This window comes from Bacillus sp. FSL K6-3200 (assembly GCF_038630485.1).
In the GTDB taxonomy this organism is placed as follows: domain Bacteria; phylum Bacillota; class Bacilli; order Bacillales; family Bacillaceae; genus Bacillus; species Bacillus safensis.
In genome coordinates this window covers 2,295,750-2,312,378 of sequence record NZ_CP152032.1, presented here as the reverse complement: position 1 = coordinate 2,312,378, position 16,629 = coordinate 2,295,750, and the positions used below count along the sequence as shown (strand labels likewise).

The 16,629-nt window shown below is 40.4% G+C and carries 18 protein-coding genes; 7 read left to right on the top strand and 11 right to left on the bottom strand.

The window, feature by feature from the left end:
• Positions 1 to 22: 22 nt before the first annotated feature.
• The 3 genes from essB to MHI60_RS11640 all read right to left on the bottom strand — a co-directional run bounded on the left by essB (position 23) and on the right by MHI60_RS11640 (position 1,979).
• Positions 23 to 1,336, bottom strand: a complete 1,314-nt coding sequence (essB, locus tag MHI60_RS11650; protein ID WP_144472245.1) for a type VII secretion protein EssB — start codon at positions 1,334 to 1,336, stop codon at positions 23 to 25.
• Positions 1,337 to 1,350: 14 nt separating this feature from the next.
• On the bottom strand, positions 1,351 to 1,590 hold the full coding sequence (locus MHI60_RS11645) for an EsaB/YukD family protein (protein ID WP_003213579.1): 240 nt from the start codon (positions 1,588 to 1,590) through the stop codon (positions 1,351 to 1,353).
• Between the two features lie 95 nt (positions 1,591 to 1,685).
• Complete coding sequence (locus MHI60_RS11640) at positions 1,686 to 1,979, bottom strand: WXG100 family type VII secretion target (RefSeq protein ID WP_003213769.1); 294 nt, start codon at positions 1,977 to 1,979, stop codon at positions 1,686 to 1,688.
• 406 nt (positions 1,980 to 2,385) lie between these two features.
• On the opposite strand from MHI60_RS11640, the gene MHI60_RS11635 reads away from it, so the two are divergent.
• The 3 genes from MHI60_RS11635 (at position 2,386) to MHI60_RS11625 (ending at position 5,575) form a co-directional block, all read left to right on the top strand.
• Positions 2,386 to 3,615: a PucR family transcriptional regulator gene (locus MHI60_RS11635; RefSeq protein WP_048237340.1), complete on the top strand. Its 1,230-nt coding sequence runs from the start codon at positions 2,386 to 2,388 to the stop codon at positions 3,613 to 3,615.
• Positions 3,616 to 3,725: 110 nt separating this feature from the next.
• The gene (gene ald, locus MHI60_RS11630; RefSeq protein WP_144472242.1) at positions 3,726 to 4,862 is read left to right on the top strand and encodes an alanine dehydrogenase; all 1,137 of its coding nucleotides are present in this window, start codon (positions 3,726 to 3,728) and stop codon (positions 4,860 to 4,862) included.
• 116 nt (positions 4,863 to 4,978) lie between these two features.
• The gene (locus tag MHI60_RS11625; protein ID WP_095409480.1) at positions 4,979 to 5,575 is read left to right on the top strand and encodes a biotin transporter BioY; all 597 of its coding nucleotides are present in this window, start codon (positions 4,979 to 4,981) and stop codon (positions 5,573 to 5,575) included.
• 49 nt (positions 5,576 to 5,624) lie between these two features.
• Here the strand turns inward: MHI60_RS11625 and MHI60_RS11620 are convergent, their stop codons facing one another.
• The 3 genes from MHI60_RS11620 to MHI60_RS11610 form a co-directional block, all read right to left on the bottom strand.
• Positions 5,625 to 6,401, bottom strand: a complete 777-nt coding sequence (locus tag MHI60_RS11620) for a sporulation protein (RefSeq protein ID WP_095409481.1) — start codon at positions 6,399 to 6,401, stop codon at positions 5,625 to 5,627.
• Between the two features lie 159 nt (positions 6,402 to 6,560).
• Positions 6,561 to 7,889, bottom strand: a complete 1,329-nt coding sequence (locus MHI60_RS11615; RefSeq protein WP_111292717.1) for a Na+/H+ antiporter family protein — start codon at positions 7,887 to 7,889, stop codon at positions 6,561 to 6,563.
• Between the two features lie 141 nt (positions 7,890 to 8,030).
• On the bottom strand, positions 8,031 to 9,521 hold the full coding sequence (locus MHI60_RS11610; RefSeq protein ID WP_142945106.1) for a leucyl aminopeptidase: 1,491 nt from the start codon (positions 9,519 to 9,521) through the stop codon (positions 8,031 to 8,033).
• A 324-nt stretch (positions 9,522 to 9,845) separates the two neighbouring features.
• Between MHI60_RS11610 and MHI60_RS11605 the strand changes: the two genes are divergently transcribed.
• Complete coding sequence (locus MHI60_RS11605) at positions 9,846 to 10,322, top strand: divergent PAP2 family protein (protein WP_024423347.1); 477 nt, start codon at positions 9,846 to 9,848, stop codon at positions 10,320 to 10,322.
• A gap of 40 nt (positions 10,323 to 10,362) precedes the next feature.
• On the opposite strand, the gene MHI60_RS11600 is transcribed toward MHI60_RS11605, so the two are convergent.
• The 4 genes from MHI60_RS11600 to MHI60_RS11585 all read right to left on the bottom strand — a co-directional run bounded on the left by MHI60_RS11600 (position 10,363) and on the right by MHI60_RS11585 (position 12,988).
• Positions 10,363 to 11,007, bottom strand: a complete 645-nt coding sequence (locus MHI60_RS11600; protein WP_144472240.1) for a 3D domain-containing protein — start codon at positions 11,005 to 11,007, stop codon at positions 10,363 to 10,365.
• Between the two features lie 99 nt (positions 11,008 to 11,106).
• Positions 11,107 to 11,427 (bottom strand): YuiB family protein, encoded by a 321-nt coding sequence (locus MHI60_RS11595; protein WP_024423349.1) that lies wholly within the window; start codon positions 11,425 to 11,427, stop codon positions 11,107 to 11,109.
• Between the two features lie 81 nt (positions 11,428 to 11,508).
• A complete protein-coding gene (locus MHI60_RS11590) occupies positions 11,509 to 11,634 on the bottom strand; it encodes a YuiA family protein (protein ID WP_186318689.1) in 126 nt (41 codons plus the stop codon).
• 136 nt (positions 11,635 to 11,770) lie between these two features.
• A complete protein-coding gene (locus MHI60_RS11585) occupies positions 11,771 to 12,988 on the bottom strand; it encodes an NAD(P)/FAD-dependent oxidoreductase (protein WP_162473404.1) in 1,218 nt (405 codons plus the stop codon).
• Positions 12,989 to 13,379: 391 nt separating this feature from the next.
• On the opposite strand from MHI60_RS11585, the gene yumC reads away from it, so the two are divergent.
• On the top strand, positions 13,380 to 14,378 hold the full coding sequence (gene yumC / locus MHI60_RS11580; RefSeq protein WP_144472238.1) for a ferredoxin--NADP reductase 2: 999 nt from the start codon (positions 13,380 to 13,382) through the stop codon (positions 14,376 to 14,378).
• Positions 14,379 to 14,424: 46 nt separating this feature from the next.
• Here the strand turns inward: yumC and MHI60_RS11575 are convergent, their stop codons facing one another.
• Positions 14,425 to 14,631 (bottom strand): hypothetical protein, encoded by a 207-nt coding sequence (locus tag MHI60_RS11575; RefSeq protein WP_024423352.1) that lies wholly within the window; start codon positions 14,629 to 14,631, stop codon positions 14,425 to 14,427.
• Between the two features lie 244 nt (positions 14,632 to 14,875).
• Here MHI60_RS11575 and MHI60_RS11570 point away from each other — a divergent pair, with 244 nt between their 5' ends.
• A complete protein-coding gene (locus tag MHI60_RS11570) occupies positions 14,876 to 15,643 on the top strand; it encodes a MerR family transcriptional regulator (protein WP_186437279.1) in 768 nt (255 codons plus the stop codon).
• Complete coding sequence (locus MHI60_RS11565; protein WP_144483409.1) at positions 15,627 to 16,523, top strand: DUF2268 domain-containing protein; 897 nt, start codon at positions 15,627 to 15,629, stop codon at positions 16,521 to 16,523. The genes MHI60_RS11570 and MHI60_RS11565 overlap by 17 nt, the downstream gene beginning before the upstream one ends.
• The last annotated feature ends 106 nt before the right edge of the window (positions 16,524 to 16,629 follow it).

Here is a 16,629-nt window from a genome sequence, read left to right as displayed (position 1 = left end):
ACTGTCAGTTGTATCGAAAGAATTATTTCTTCTCATCTTTTTTTGTCTGAGAGGTTTTCTTTTTTGCTTCAGATTCTTTCTCTTTTTTCTCTTGATCGGCTTTTGACTGCTCTTTTTGTTCAGCTGTTTCATCTGTTTGGCTTGCGCCCGAGGAGTCACTCGTGCTTGTCTCCGTTGTTTCTTTTTCTTCATATTTCGCCATTTCCTTAATGATCGGATCTAGCTGTTTTTGTTTTTCTTCAGCAGAAAGGCTGTCATCGTTTTGAATTTCATTGCGGTAGGCGACGAGTGCCGTAAATATGTACCTGTCGTCTCCAAGCACCCTTGCAATATCAAGTGCTTCCTTGCTATTGCCTTGCCCAATATGAATCCAGAATAGGAAGTATTGCGGATCTGTCTGTAATGTGTACGTTTCTGTGATTTCTTTTTTATGCTGATCAAGTAAGAGGCTGCCTTGATTCGTTTGTACATACGAAATGGCCAGTTCATATTGAAGAGAGACTGGCATTTTATTGGCTGGATATTTTTCTAACGTATCCACCACTTGACTGTACTGCTTGTTGAGATAATATTTGTTTGCCTCGACGTATGCTTCTTGTTTTGGCATGGCAAAAAAGAAGGTGTAAATGGTGTACACCAATGCAGGGATTAACAGGACAAGTAGACCTAGTCCGATGTATCGCTCGATCTTCCATTTCTTTTTAGGAATGGTTAAGAGCGTTTTTTCTTTCGCATCAATTGCTTTGATCTTTTGTTCAATCAAATCTGACAATTCTTCCAGCGACTTCGTTTCACTGATTTCTTTTGCCAGCTCAGATAATTTCAACGTTTCATTGTAAGCCACATATTCTTGAAATTGATATTCATGGTCAACCACTCGAAGAACGACGGCCTTGACCTCTTTTAACAGGCGATGCTCATCGGTTTCATATGGCGGAATGCTTTCTTTAACCCCATAATGCAAAAATGCAGGAGCTAAGCCTTGATGAAAAACAATGTTTTCAGGAGAAACAATAGGATGCAGCCGCTTCACGTCGTGTTTAAGAACTGCATCGACAAGCTGGTATGAAAAAATCCATTTGCTTTTTTCATCCTTTGCATGGATGAAACGAAATTCCTGATAGGCAGGAGGCGGTTGAATAGAAATAATGACCTCATCTTCGGTTAATTGAATCTCTTTCTGAAATGAAGGATTGATGTCTTTGATCGGTGCCGCTTCTAAACCGTCTAAGAGTTTAATCGTCTCTTTTTGAAAAATAAAGGTATAGGTGTCTCCCTCTTTTTTCATGACTGCTTCTAATTGTTCTTCTAAATAGGAACTCTTTTTATCTGCCATTTACAAAAGTCCTTTCATAGTATTTCCAGCCTGTCTCCTGTGGTAATCCCACAGTCTGACAGCTTATATTCGCCTGAAAACACAGCTTTCTTATTGACTACTCGCACCCATCCGCCTTCCCGCTTTGGAAGTGAGATTTGTTTTGCCTGCCAGGCGATATGGATGACTTGTTTAATATGTAAATAATTTGATAGTCTCAAATCAAACACACTGCCATCATAATTTTTTAAGTCGATGGTAATATCGATATACACAAATTTCCACCTCACAAAATAGAAAGAGCGCCGGCATCCATTGACAGACTCGGCGCTTTTTCTGCATTTCACACTTAGAAAGGAAATCCCTTTGATTAGCCGCGGATTTGGCTTGCGATGTCTTGGTCAGTGCTTTCAAGTGTATTTGCCGTTTGATCAAGCTGATTGCTGACATCTGTTAATAGATCTGACATTTTGATAAATGAAGGCTTAAGCTGCTCGTATTGATCAGCAAATGCTTCACTAGAAGCACCTTCCCACATTCCTTTTAAATCAGAGATCATTCTATTTAGACGATCAACTTGGTTTAACACTTCTTGACTTTCAACACCATATTGCTTAGCGGTCGCTCTTAGTTCTTCTGGGGTTACGCGAATAATTCCTGACATATTCCTCATTACCTCCCGTGCATAGCCGCCATATAATGGGCTAATCCACTTATTTTTTGACGTTATTATTATAAAAACAGAAATGATACACAGTCAAACAAATCTGTTTTTATTTTACAAAATGAGTCTATAGAATTACTGTTTTTTCGCTTTTTATCTAGTATTTAACAGTTTTTTGGTCATATATTCTTAATAAGTGTCCACCCACTTCGATGAACCTTTCCGCCTATTGATTTTTTACTACGTTATTATTGTACTATTTCTTTTTCATCGTGCTTCAACATCCATGTGCTTGCTTCTCACACTTTTTGTTTTTTTTAATTTATGGCAGTTTTTTATTGATTTACACACCTTATTCTCTTCATAATGTAAGTACGTGAAATATTCGAAAAAGCAGGGGTTTTTTATGACAAAAAAGACAGATCCGTTTAAGTATAGTCTTGATCGTTTAGAGGATGTGGCAGACCAAATTAGTGATGTGCTCAATTGCCCTATTACTATAGAAGATACTCATCATCGATTATTGGCATATAGCACACACAATGATTTTACTGATCCCGCCAGAACTTCAACCATTATCTCCCGCCGGGTGCCGGAAAAAGTGATCAATCGGCTTTGGAAGGACGGCATCATTCCTACACTCCTTAAAACAGACGAACCGCTTCGTGTCCCTCAAATTGCAGAGGTGGGTTTATCTAGCAGGGTCGCCATTTCCATCTGGAAGGACAAAGAAGTGCTCGGATTTATTTGGGCGATTGAATCCGCACAGCCTTTTTCAGAAGAAGAAATGGACCTTCTCAAAATGGCAGCACATGCCGTGAAAAACAAATTACTCAACTTACAAATTCGAAAAACGAAAACAGAAGAACGCAATCAGGAGCTTTTCTGGAAGATGCTCACGGGTCATATTCATGAAAAGGATGAGATGCTTGATCTATTTTTAAGACTTGGCATTAGATGTCCAGACACATATGCCATCATCATCTTCCGTCTCCGTGACGAACTCACAGAGGAGACAGAAAAAAAGCTGTCCTATCTGCTTGAGACAACACAGCAAGTACAGGTACTGTTAACGACTGTTGATTTTCACGAATTCATTATTCTTGTCTCACCAAAAACAGAACATCCTCTTCAAGATATTAAACAATTCACAAGCGGCATGCTGCATCAGCTGGCGGACAGGTATCATATTCAGCATGTTCAGGCAGCGATTGGAGGAATTTACGATAACATCTCTCATATTCAGCCTTCCTATAAAGAAGCACTGGCTGTATTAAAGACGAAAGAACGCTTTCCAGTTGAAACAGAACGTTTAAACAGCTTTTCTGAACTAGGCATTTATCAATATCTTGATGTGCTTGCTGAGAAGCGAAAGGGCTCTTCTTACTCCAGTTACTCTTTATCGAAGCTGGAGGATTACGACCTGAGGCATCATTCCAACCTCGTCGAAACCCTCGAACGGTTTATTGACTGTGACAGCAATGCCAATATTGCCGCAAAGCAATTGAACATCCATATTAATACGTTGAATTATCGATTAAAACGGATTACAGACATCGCAGAAATTGATTTAAAAAACATGAATGAGAAAATGACCATCTACCTTGATATGAAGCTAAAAAACGTCCATTTGTGAAATTTCACAAAGAGGCGTTTTTTTATTTTTTATTTCAACCGAAGAATTTTCTAAACTTTCAGGATACACTAGACATACAATATCAATAGATAAGCATAGGGGGAATAAACATGATCATCGGCATTCCGAAAGAAATTAAGAACAATGAAAACCGAGTGGCATTAACACCAGGAGCAGCTTCTCAATTGCTTTCAGCTGGACATCAGATTTTAATTGAAACAAACGCTGGTTCTGGAAGCGGATTCACTGATGACGATTATGTATCTGTTGGTGCAGAAATTCTTGATCAGGCGAAAGATGTATGGGCATCTTCTGAAATGATCATGAAGGTAAAGGAACCATTACCTGAGGAATATCCTTATTTCAGAGAAGGACTCATCTTATTTACGTACCTGCATCTTGCCGCAGAGCCCTCCTTGGCTGAAGCTTTAAAACAAAAAGGTGTTACAGCCATTGCTTATGAAACAGTAACGGACGGAAAATCACTCCCTCTTCTCACACCTATGTCGGAAGTGGCAGGCAGAATGGCCGCTCAAATTGGGGCACAATTTTTAGAAAAGCCAAAAGGCGGAAAGGGTATTTTACTTGCAGGGGTACCAGGGGTATCAAGAGGGAAGGTCACCATTATTGGCGGTGGTGTTGTTGGAACAAACGCTGCGAAAATGGCGATCGGACTTGGCGCAGATGTCACCCTGATTGATGTAAATGCAGAACGCCTGCGTCAGCTGGACGACCAATTTGGACATCAAATGAAAACGTTAATGTCCAATCCTGTCAACATTGCCGATTCAGTCAGTGAGGCAGACCTTCTCATTTGTGCTGTGCTGATTCCTGGTGCCAAAGCACCAACGCTTGTGACAGAAGAAATGGTGAAACAAATGAAGCCTGGTTCTGTCATTGTGGATGTAGCGATTGATCAAGGCGGTATTGTCGAAACCATTGATCACATTACAACCCATGATCAGCCTACTTATGAAAAACACGGTATTTTGCATTACGCTGTCGCTAATATGCCAGGCGCGGTTCCGCGGACATCAACTGTTGCTTTAACGAATGTGACTGTCCCATATGCGCTGCAAATTGCGAATAAAGGCGCAGCAAAAGCCATTATAGAAAACAATGCCATCGCAGAAGGTGTCAATGTCATGAACGGACATATCACGTACGAAGCAGTCGCTCGTGATCTCGGCTATGATTACGTACCTGTCAGCAAAGCCATCGATGCCTCTTTTATGACCGAAGCTTAATCAACTACCCGCCCTATTGATGGGCGGGTTTTATTGTTAACCTGAAACAAAAACAAGTTGACAAAAATCCCTCTTCCCCTTAATCTATTTGTACAGATAAGACAGGGGGAAACATCATGCAAAAGAAGACAAGAACTGCTGACTTTGTGCTAGTCGGAATGTTTGCTGCACTCATGGCTATCGGAGCCAATATCACATCCATTGTGCCGTTTTTACAGGTCGGTGGAATTCCACTTACGATGCAGCCGTTTTTTTGTGTGCTTGCTGGTCTCTTACTCGGCAGACGGCTCGGGGCATTAGCTATGATTGTCTATGCATTGGTTGGAATTGCTGGTGCACCTGTATTCGCCCAGTTCTCTGCGGGCTTTGGGGTCATTTTAGGTAAAAGCGGCGGCTTTGTATTATCGTATATCCCTGCTGCCTGGCTTGCTGGATTCATTCTAGAAAAAAGAAAAAACCCTGGCTTTGGCCGCTTTTTGCTTGCAGCCATTGCTGGTACGACCGTGATGTATGTGATCGGAACGACCTATACATACCTCGCATTAAATGTATGGCTCAATGCACCGATTTCCTATCAAACCACGTGGTTCTTTATGATTTGGTTTATGGTAAAAGACTACGCATTGACCATATTACTTGCGATGCTGGCACCTAAAATTTATCGCTCTGTTTCCAAAGCCACATCCTTTCGAAAACAAGAAGCCGCCTCATAAATTGATCATAAAAAAAGAGCCTGTTTTCATTCAGGCTCTTTTTTCATCATTACTCAGCGTATTGATCTATGATTTCTTCCAGCATTCCTTCAAGCACTTCTACATTTTCAAGATCTGATGGACTGAAGCGGTAGCGCACAAGCTGTTCTCCATCATTATACATCTCCTCAAGCCATCCTCTCAGGCCTCTTGCTCTGCGGTCGACTTCGAACACAATGTCTAAGCCGCCTTCATCTATCAGAAAAATCATCTCTAATTCATCAAGCATATAGCGATAGTAGTCTGATGTCGGAATGAACTCGAATTCTTGGACAAATGGCAGGCGTCTCTGAAAGTAAGGTGCTTGCTCACAGTCTGCTTCGCTCAGGTGGAAACCTAGATTGCTAGTGGCTTCCAGTACATTTCTCACCCAAGGATGTGCTTCAACGAAAATGCGGTCATAATCAGATTTATCGATTCCTCCTTGGATATCAAGGTCTGTCATTACTGCAATTTCTACTTTTCCGATCGTCATCGGGGTATCAATAGGAAGAATAAATGAAAACGGAAATTCATGCTTTTCACCAGGCTGGATGGTAAAAGAATCCGTCACCCGTAAAGTAAAGATATTTGCATATTTTCTATGCTCTTCATCATCTTTCACAATCACATACTGTGTTTGAATCTTGACATTGATATAGCGGATGTCCTGAGCAATTTTCCCGCCCTTTACATGGACAGTTCCCGTTACTTCTTGTCCTGGATAATAAGCGTTTTTCTCTAAAATGGTATCTACCTTTGCCGCACCAATTCCTGCACTGGCCGCTAGTTTTTTAAAAAATGACATGTCCCATCTTCCCCTTTTCATTTTTATCAGCATATATACGTAAGTTAGAGGAAGAAAGATTCATTTAATTCATACTTTTGTCCTAATTATTTTTTCATCTACGAACAACAAAAAAGCTTATAGAAAAAACATCATCGTTTTCTCTACAAGCTTTTCATTTTACAAAATAATGGCCGCAAGCCAGCCGAACAGAACAAGTGGAATATTATAAAAGATAAAAGTCGGGACACAAGTTCCCCAAATGTGGTGATGCTGTCCATCCATATTCAATCCAGATGTTGGTCCAAGTGTACTGTCACTTGCAGGTGAACCTGCATCTCCAACAGCCGCAGCAGAGCCAATAATGGCAATGGTCGCCATTGGACTAAAACCTAAGTGTAAGCAAAGTGGAACAAAGATGGTTGTAATAATCGGAATCGTTGCAAATGATGATCCGATCCCCATTGTCACAAGCAGGCCAACGAGCAGCATTAAAATCGCTGCAAAGCTGTGGCTGTTGCCGATAAATTGGGAAGATGCTTTGACAAGAGATTCAATGTCTCCTGTTTTTGTTAAAACGTTGGCAAATCCAGCCGCAACAAGCATGACAAAACCGATAAATGCCATCATATTCATTCCAGATGTAATCAGTTCATCTGCTTCACCGCGTTTCATCATTCCAGTCACAAACAAGACAAGCAGTCCTGAGAGTGCACCGAAGATCATTCCTTCCACACCAAGGCTTTGCGATAGATAAAGCTGGACAATTAATGAAACGAGAATAGCAAGACCGGCAAAGAATAAGCTTTTTTTCGTATAAGCCGATTTCTCTACGTCTGTAATTTCACGATCCTCATATACCTTCGGTTTGCGATACACAAAAATGGAAACGATTAAACCAAGAACCATACCCGCAACAGGAATCAGCATTGCATATGGAATATCTGCTAAGTTTACAGTCAGACCCGCTTCCTTCATATTGTCACGAAGCATTCCGTGGAAAATCTGTCCAAAACCGACTGGGAGTAATATATATGGTGCAGTGAGTCCGAAGGTCATGACACACGCTAGCAGTCTACGGTCAATCTGAAGCTCGTTAAACACCTTTAATAACGGTGGAATTAAGACTGGGATAAAAGCAATATGAACAGGAACGACGTTCTGTGAAAAACAGGACACGATCAAAATGACAAGAACGATGAGCACTTTTGATAGTGTTTTCCGTCTTGAATCGCCTTCTTTTCCTAGAAGCTTCACTGCTCCTTCAACCATGGCATCTGGTAGACCTGTTTTCGTCAGCGCCGCAGCAAAAGCCCCTAATAGCGCATAACTAATCGCCACTGTTGCATTTCCTCCGAGTCCGTCCGTAAAGGCGTTTACTGTTCCTCCCAAGCCTAATCCACCTGCGAGTCCGCCAGCTAAAGCGCCTATGGCCAGCGCAATCACGACATTGACCCGCAGCAAGCTTAATATCAACATTAAAATAACCGCTAAAACAACTGCATTCATGGTGAAACCCCCGAAATCCTTTAGTTTACTAATGTAGTAGATAATTAAAGTACCAACGTATGTTACCATAGAAAAAAAACTTCGTCAAATGGCGTATGTCCTACATAAAAAAAGCCCTGCCACTTGGCAGAGCCTTATCCTTTATTTCTTTCCTTCAAATCGTTCCACAAATGTAGCAAGTGATCTCACCATCACACCTGTGGCCCCTGTTGGTCCAAAGCATGAAGGTTTTTCTGTTGTTGCAGTTCCTGCAATATCTAAGTGAACCCAAGGGGTATCCTCTGCGAATTCTCCAATGAAAGCACCTGCCATGATCGCATGACCATCACGGCCTGGTGAGTTATTGAGATCAGCCATTTTGCTGTTTCGTACTCGTTTTTTATCTTTTTCCGTGATTGGCAGCTGCCAGATCATTTCACCGCATTCTTCTGATGCTTCTTTAAACTGAGCGTACAGCTCATCGTTATTGGTCATCACGCCTGTTGTCTCATTTCCAAGCGCCACAATGACACCGCCTGTTAATGTGGCCACATCTACAAGGACAGAGGCACCGTGCTGCTTCGCATATGTCACCCCATCTGCTAAAACAAGACGGCCTTCTGCATCCGTATTAAGCACTTCGATCGTTTTACCGCTTAGTGACACGATGACGTCATCCGGCTTCATAGCGTCTGCCGAGATCATATTATCGGTTGAGGCAATGACCGCAATGACATTTTGCTCTGGGCGCAGTTCTCCGATGATTTCCATTGCACCTAAAACAGAGGCTGAGCCGCCCATATCTGTTTTCATGCCAACCATACTAGCTCTTGGCTTTAAAGAATAGCCGCCGGTATCATATGTGATGCCTTTACCGACAAGGCCGATGACGTCTGTCCATTCTTCCTTGCCTTGATATTTCAGTACGATAAGTTTTGGAGGTTCTGTTGAGCCTCTATTGACGGCTAAAATACCACCCATTCCGAGCTCTTCCATTTGTTCTTTATCTAAAATTTCAATCTCAAATTCGTATTTATATGCAAGCTCTGCCGCATACGAAGCCAGATCAGAGGATGTGAGCATATTCGGCGGCATATTCACAAGTGTACGGGCCGAATTGACTGACTGTCCGTACACTTCGCCGACTTTCAAACTCGCCTGAATTTCAGCTGTATCATGATCCGTCGTTGCATATACAAACTCGATGAAGCGATCAGGTTCATTTGTTTTATGTTTAAAATCCTGTAATTCATATGTAGCTAAAAGGCAGCTTTCAGAAAGGGCATGGGCTGCATCTTGAGCAGGCAGATCCTTTCCAATAAACGTATCCAGCAAGACAGAAACCGCTTGCTTTTTATCTTGATGAAGCTTTTTAAATAAATGGGCAAACACTTCTTTTGCCTCTTCAAACGTGTAATCTGATTCCTTCCCAAGCCCGACAAAATAAATGCGTTTGATGCCTGTTTCAGGGGATGGGAAAAACTTCGAAAGCTGATTTCGTTTGGATGAAATGTCGCCTTCTTTTAATAATTCAGTGATTCTTCCTTCAAGTAATTCATCCATTTCTTTTGCTTTTCCTGATAATTGACTCTTTTGAAAAAGTCCGATCGCCAGTGTATCTTTATGCTGCAATTCATTTGTCGAGAAAAACATATTTATCACACGCTCCTTAATGAACTCCATTTTTCACATTGGAACTTCTATTATATCAAAATTTGCGTGCCTATACGATCATTGCCAGTCTGTCTTTACTTGATGAACATTTATATTTTCACAAGTGGAAGGGCAACATGAAAAAGCGGCGAAAACCTGAGCAGCCTGTCCTTGTTCTCCTCGTTCCACATCTACTTTCTTTAATGTTATAATGAACATGGACTTGGCATCATTTTTTACTGCTATCATTTTTTCATCATACTAGGATCTTTAGTCCAACATTTCGCACGATATTTTTTCTTAAAGAGAGGATGTTTCTTGTTCATGAGCGTACTGACGAATTTTCCGCTGCTTGCCAGCCTTGCAGCCATCTTTTTTGCTCAATTTGTAAAAGTACCGATTCAATTTATCATTTCTAGACGACTAGATTGGTCGCTCATTACAAGCACAGGCGGAATGCCAAGTTCACACTCCGCAGCAGTAACAGCACTCTCAACAGCAGTTGCTTTAGAGCACGGGCTAGATACATCTATCTTTGCCATTTCCGCCATCTTTGCCATTATTACCATGTTTGATGCGACAGGCGTTCGCAGACAGGCAGGAGAACAGGCGACTGTTCTCAACAAGCTCGTAACAGATTTTAACCGATTTGTTTCCGAAGCAAAGAATTTCCCAAATGCGGAAGAAAAAGAAAAGCAAAAGAAATTAAAAGAGCTTCTTGGTCATAAGCCGATTGAAGTCTTCTTCGGCGGCTTAACAGGGATCTTGCTGACACTCATCTTAGATTATTACTTCATGTAGAAGCGAAAAAGCTTTGGACCTTAAATGGCCCAAAGCTTTTTCATTCTTTATTAGCTTGAAATTGCTGACGGAATACTTGCATCGATTCTGCTTCATTGAGCTGATTTAAGTCTTTTTCCGTTAACGTCCCTTCACCCTTTTTGATGATATACACATCGAGCACTTTTTTACCCCATTCTCTATACACATCATCAACGGTTTCATAGTATAGATCAAGCTTATGACCTTTAATGGCTTTCCCAGTATCTGCAACCACACCGTAGCCATAGTTTGGGATATACAATACCGTTCCAATCGGAAAAACAGATGGGTCCGCTGCCACTGTTGAATATAAATCACGTTTCACTTTGACGCCTGAATATGTAATGCCATATGCATGATGTTCCTTCGTTTTGCCTGTTGATTCCACACCTGCTGTATAGCCGGTTGCAACAACCTTCTGCTTCGGGTAATCGTTCCAATTAAACGCTTCTTCAAGAGAAACAGCCCGCATGTCTTCACTTTTGAGTGCCATCGTTTCCCTTTTTGGCTGTTGAAAAAAAGAAGATACTTGCTTGCCCGCATCGGTCTCTTTCATCCATGCAGCTAAATCACTTGGTTCGACTCCAGATATGCCCGTAAAGCTTGTCAAAAGTGCAAGCATGAATAGGGCGGTCATGAACAATCGTTTCATCCATGTTTTCATCTCTATTTGTCACTCCTCTACCCATCTATTTGTTTCCAAACAAAATGGAAACTATGCAAAGGAGAAACAAAAAAACCCACTTGCGTGTCCACAAGTGAGTTAAAACATTTGATACCCTCTTTTTCGAAGTGCATTAATGACAAAACCTGATGTGATCGCACCGATCAGGCCGCTTAATAAGATGATGATATCTGCCGCAGCGAGTGAGACGATCCGGTCTCCTATTCCTGAAAAAGCGGTGCCAGGTTCTCTTACATAAGCGATCATCTTTTGATTGTTAATAATGAAAAGGCATACAATTGGATATAAAATAGCCATAATCCATGACATTCTCAGCAGCATATTGAGCAAAAAGCCAATGCCGAAGAATAACACGAAAAATAAAATAACTGAAATGATAACGACTGGTAAACTGATCACTTCATCTCCACCCCCAAATATCCCATCATTAGTTTAACTTGGAAATAGAGATGAAGTCAATCAATGGAAAAAGCAGATCAATTAATGCTTCTTTCCTGTCCCTTTACATTCCTCACACGTTTCAGATCCGCCGAGCAATAGCTGAAAATACCCTTTTCCTGAACAATATTGACAGGTTGATGTTTTTTCCTTTGTTTGTGCATTCATATTGCCCACTCCTTAATCTAAATTTTCTGATAATTTATCATAACATATTTTGCTGTCCATAACCAAGTGAGAAAATATACCACAACACATAAAAAAAACGCGTATCACGAGGATACACGTTTTTGTCTATGATGGTTTAGAAGAACTTGAATTTTCCTTTTTTCAGAACAAGTCCTGGTCCGCCAACCATGAATAAAGAACGGTTGTCGATGATTTTCTTCATTGCAGAAGCTTTTGTTCCTTGAAGTTTTTTACCAAACGCAACACCTACAGCGTCGTGTTCACCAAGAGAAGCAACTGTTCCTTTGATGTCTGGCTTAAAGCTTTCAAGAGAACCGCCTTTTACTAGTGCTGCAAGGTTTTTCGCTACTGTTTCACCTTGCTGCATAGCAATTTGTGCAGTTGGTGGGTATGGACGGTTGATTTCTTCATTGATAATCAATGAACAGTCACCGATGATGAAGACATCATCATTTTCTGGTACACGAAGATCTGGAGAAACTTTTACGCGGCCGCGCATGTTTTCGAAACCAGCTTCTTCAACGATTGGGTTACCGCGTACACCTGCAGCCCAAACAACAGTTTCAGCTTTGATTTCTTCTGTATCATCGTCTTTTCCAACAATGATACCTTCAGGCGTACATTCTTTGATCGCTGTACCGATTTTGAACTCAACACCTTTACCTTGAAGGTAGTTCATCGCATAGTCGATCAATTCTGGATCGAATCCAGGAAGAGCTGTTGGCGCAGCTTCTACACAGATGATACGCACGTCTTTTTGATCAATGTCATACTCTTTGCAAAGCTCAGGCACACGGTTTCCAAGCTCACCAAGGAACTCAATACCTGTGAAGCCTGCACCGCCGACAACGATCGTCAAACGCTCTGGACGTTTTTCAGCATCTGTATTATACGTCGCAAATTGAAGCTCAATGTGCTCACGAAGCTGACGCGCAGAGTTGATGTTAGAGATTGAGAATGCATATTCTTTCAGTCCTGCAATACCAAATGTTTCAGGAACAGCACCAAGTGCAACAACAAGGTAGTCATAAGAAAGTTCGCCATCTGATGTCACAACTTTCTTCGCTTCCTTATCAATGCTTTCAACTGTTGCTTGTACAAAGTTGACACGGGAACTGTTAATCACATCTTTGATTTGATAACGACAGCGGTCATGATGAAGTGTACCTGCACTTGCTTCATGAAGCCAAGTTGTTTCGTAATGATAATTATGCTTGTTCACAAGAGTAATGTCCGCATCATTTGTGCCAAGCTGTTTTGTTAATCTTGTTACAGTCATTAATCCGCCATAACCTGCACCTAATACAACGATTTTCGGTTTATTCACTGGAATCACATCCACCTTTTTTAAATTTGCTGTAAAACGGATAAAGAATTACATATCGTTATTCTCAACCGCTTTGCGGCATTTTATGAAATTTAAACAAAAAAATAAGTATGTGAAAATCTGAACTTTCACCTACATAAAACGAAAGCATTTGACCGTATCCGACAAAAATTCATAAAAAATTAATATTTAGTTCCCTTAACAATAATAGCGAGTTCTGCTCCAATTTTCAAGGCTTTAAACTGAAAATCCTTATGATAAACGGTCTTTCTCACTTTTTCCTTCTTTTCAAAGCTTCAGCATCAAAAAACGACAAGTTTTTCAAAACAAGTCAAAGGGCGATATGTGGTATGATATGATATAGTGATAACAATTTTCATTTGGGAGGATTAAAGGAATGCAAGAAGATTCTAAGGTATATGACATTACCGTTATCGGGGGCGGCCCAGTTGGATTGTTTACTGCGTTTTACGGAGGCATGAGACAGGCAAGTGTAAAAATCATTGAAAGCCTTCCTCAGCTCGGCGGTCAACTATCCGCTCTTTACCCTGAAAAATATATTTATGATGTGGCTGGTTTTCCAAAAATCCGCGCACAAGAATTAATTGATAACTTAAAGGAACAAATGGATAAATTTGATCAAACCATTTGCTTAGAGCAGGCAGTTGAAACGGTTGAAAAGCAAGCAGATGGCATCTTTAAACTTGTGACAAATCAAGAGATTCATTATTCTAAAACAATCATCATCACAGCTGGTAACGGTGCATTCCAACCGAGAAAGCTTGAACTTGATTCAGCAGAATCATTTGAAGGAAGCAACCTGCATTACTTCATTAATGACTTGAACCAATTTGCCGGCAGACGTGTGGCCGTTCTCGGCGGCGGAGACTCTGCGGTGGACTGGGCACTTATGCTAGAACCAATCGCAAAAGAAGTATCCATTATTCACCGCCGCGATAAATTCCGCGCGCATGAGCACAGTGTAGAAAACCTGCACAACTCGAAAGTCAATGTACTGACACCATTTGTACCAACTGAGCTCATTGGTGAAGACCGCATTGAACAAATCGTGCTCGAAGAAGTCAAAGGCGACAAAAAACAAGTGCTTGATGTGGACGACGTGATCGTCAACTTTGGTTTTGTTTCCTCCCTTGGACCAATCAAACAATGGGGCCTTGAAATCGAAAAGAACTCCATCGTGGTGAAATCTACAATGGAAACAAATATTGAAGGCTTCTATGCGGCAGGAGACATCTGTACGTATGAAGGAAAAGTCAAATTGATTGCAAGCGGATTTGGTGAAGCACCAACTGCTGTCAACAATGCGAAAGCTTACATGGACCCGAAAGCCCGTGTACAGCCTCTCCATTCCACAAGCTTATTTGAAAACAAATAAGATCGGATCAAAAAAGGAGTTCCCATTTGCGGAACTCCTTTTTCGTTTATTTAAAAACCCCAATATAGGCATTTGCCATTCCAAGTACCATTGCAGCAAGTAGCACCACAACAATCCCTGCCACAACCAAAATCACCCGATCCTTCACACGTTCCTTTTTCGGAAGCGGCTTCTCAATCCCGCAAGATGGACACGTTTTGGAACGATACGGAATCAGTTCATGACAGTTCCTGCAATTGATTTGTTCACTCAAACCTCAGCAACCTCTTTTCTGACTACAGTTTATGTTTGGTTTTCATGATACTCTTTTCGAGTGGAAATAGCCAGTTGTTCGGGCAAGCTGTAACAAAATTGAGCGATTTACGAGAAAAAAACATAACTCCTTGAATCCGCTGCTTCAAACAAGATCAACAATCCATGATATAAACTTTTAAAAAGATGATTGACCCTAACGTAACGTCATATTTTATAGTGGATATCAAGAGAGGTGAATTGAAATGAAAGTAAAAGAAGTAGCTGAATTATTTAGTATTAGCATTCGTACACTTCATCATTACGACAAGATCGGTTTATTGACTCCAAGTGAAGTCACAGATAAACGTTATCGACTCTATTCAGTAGAAAACCTTGAAACATTGCAGCAAATATTATTTTTCAGGGAACTTGGATTTCCATTGAAGGAAATCCAAAAGATGATGCACAATCCTTCATTTAACAAGAAAGAAGCATTTATGCTACAAAGAAAAATGTTAATAGAGAAACGAAACAATCTTGATAAAATGATCGGAAATATTGATAAGACGCTAGAGCATTTGAAGGGAGAAACTCAATACACCTATAAAGAAAGGTTTGAGAATATGAATATGAAATTTAGTCAATATGAAAAAGAAGCTCGTCACCGTTGGGGAAATCAAGCTGTTGATGAAGTCAGCTCAAAACTAAATAATTTATCTAAAGAAGAACAAATTGAATTATCTGATAGCTGGGATAGCATCTTTAATAAACTAGCCTCACTTCGCAACCATTCCCCTAGATCCAAAGAGGTGCAAATCGTCATCAAACAATGGTACGTCTTTTTAAACGAAAACTTTCATTATTACTCTCTTGATGCTTTTTACGGTTTGAGCCAACTCTATATTCAAGATGAACGTTTCACAAAGAATATAGATCGATATGGTGAGGGATTGGCATCATTTATGAGCGAATCGATGAAAGTCTTTACTACTCTTCATAAAAGAGAGAACAGCTATGAAAATTATGATTGAGAATACAATTGATCAATACGAGAAGTTATTCTCAACGAAACACAATCAAGAGCATTTTTTCCGACACACCATGATGAAACCTTTTGAAAAGATGTGGAATATGATAAACGTTCCGCTAAAAGCTAAACAGCAAAATGGCTATGATGTAATCATGGCAACCAAGATGCTTGGCTATCTTGATGTAACAGATACACAAACTGGACAACAAGCATCAAAAAAACTACAAGAAATTCAGGCTCTTCAAACAGCAGATATGACCTTAAACCATTGTATGGATTTCATCAAAAAGCACAAACTTCAAATAAATGCTGATGAGTTGAGATTTGGTCTATATATAGCTGATCCGAAAAAGCTTGAACTGCAAAAAGGATATTGTGGCTTTGGAGGAATTCCTGGATTTATTCAGATATCACTATATCCAAATTCATATAATATCCCCAGAATTCCTGCTCTCATTGCACATGAATTCCATCATAATATCCGTTTTTCACATTTTGAATGGGATTACGGAAACGTCACGGTTGGAGATTATTTAATTATAGAGGGATTAGCTGAATCATTTGCAAAAGAGCTTTATGGTGAACAAGTTTTAGGGCCTTGGGTCACTTCTTTTGATAAAGAGGAATTAGACTATTCTAAAGAAGTGATGAAAGAGGCTTTACATATGAAAGGGTTTGGTGAGGTCAGTAGTTATATGTTTGGTGATACCATTGCCAAAGAACAAGGCTTTCAACCTGTAGGATTATCACCCTTTGCCGGTTATGCAGTAGGTTATCAAACTGTACAATCTTTCATGAGAATTAATAATGTAAGGATTGAAGAAGCGACCTTACTGGGTACAGAGGAAATACTAAAAAATTGTGGACTTTTTTATACTTAAAAACCTTTATAAAAGAGGACGTGCTGTGAAATTTAAGTCATATCCTTTTTTCGCATCTCTAACAACACAAAAGACCTCCTCAAATATCAATTTGAGGAGGTCTTCA

Excerpts from the sequence above, each read along its gene's own strand:
- essB (WP_144472245.1), bottom strand. The coding sequence starts at position 1,336 with ATGGCAGATAAAAAGAGTTCCTATTTAGAAGAACAATTAGAAGCAGTC.
- MHI60_RS11640 (WP_003213769.1), bottom strand. The coding sequence starts at position 1,979 with ATGTCAGGAATTATTCGCGTAACCCCAGAAGAACTAAGAGCGACCGCT.
- MHI60_RS11635 (WP_048237340.1), top strand. The coding sequence starts at position 2,386 with ATGACAAAAAAGACAGATCCGTTTAAGTATAGTCTTGATCGTTTAGAG.
- ald (WP_144472242.1), top strand. The coding sequence starts at position 3,726 with ATGATCATCGGCATTCCGAAAGAAATTAAGAACAATGAAAACCGAGTG.
- MHI60_RS11625 (WP_095409480.1), top strand. The coding sequence starts at position 4,979 with ATGCAAAAGAAGACAAGAACTGCTGACTTTGTGCTAGTCGGAATGTTT.
- MHI60_RS11620 (WP_095409481.1), bottom strand. The coding sequence starts at position 6,401 with ATGTCATTTTTTAAAAAACTAGCGGCCAGTGCAGGAATTGGTGCGGCA.
- MHI60_RS11615 (WP_111292717.1), bottom strand. The coding sequence starts at position 7,889 with ATGAATGCAGTTGTTTTAGCGGTTATTTTAATGTTGATATTAAGCTTG.
- MHI60_RS11610 (WP_142945106.1), bottom strand. The coding sequence starts at position 9,521 with ATGTTTTTCTCGACAAATGAATTGCAGCATAAAGATACACTGGCGATC.
- MHI60_RS11605 (WP_024423347.1), top strand. The coding sequence starts at position 9,846 with ATGAGCGTACTGACGAATTTTCCGCTGCTTGCCAGCCTTGCAGCCATC.
- MHI60_RS11600 (WP_144472240.1), bottom strand. The coding sequence starts at position 11,007 with ATGAAAACATGGATGAAACGATTGTTCATGACCGCCCTATTCATGCTT.
- MHI60_RS11590 (WP_186318689.1), bottom strand. The coding sequence starts at position 11,634 with ATGAATGCACAAACAAAGGAAAAAACATCAACCTGTCAATATTGTTCA.
- yumC (WP_144472238.1), top strand. The coding sequence starts at position 13,380 with ATGCAAGAAGATTCTAAGGTATATGACATTACCGTTATCGGGGGCGGC.
- MHI60_RS11570 (WP_186437279.1), top strand. The coding sequence starts at position 14,876 with ATGAAAGTAAAAGAAGTAGCTGAATTATTTAGTATTAGCATTCGTACA.
- MHI60_RS11565 (WP_144483409.1), top strand. The coding sequence starts at position 15,627 with ATGAAAATTATGATTGAGAATACAATTGATCAATACGAGAAGTTATTC.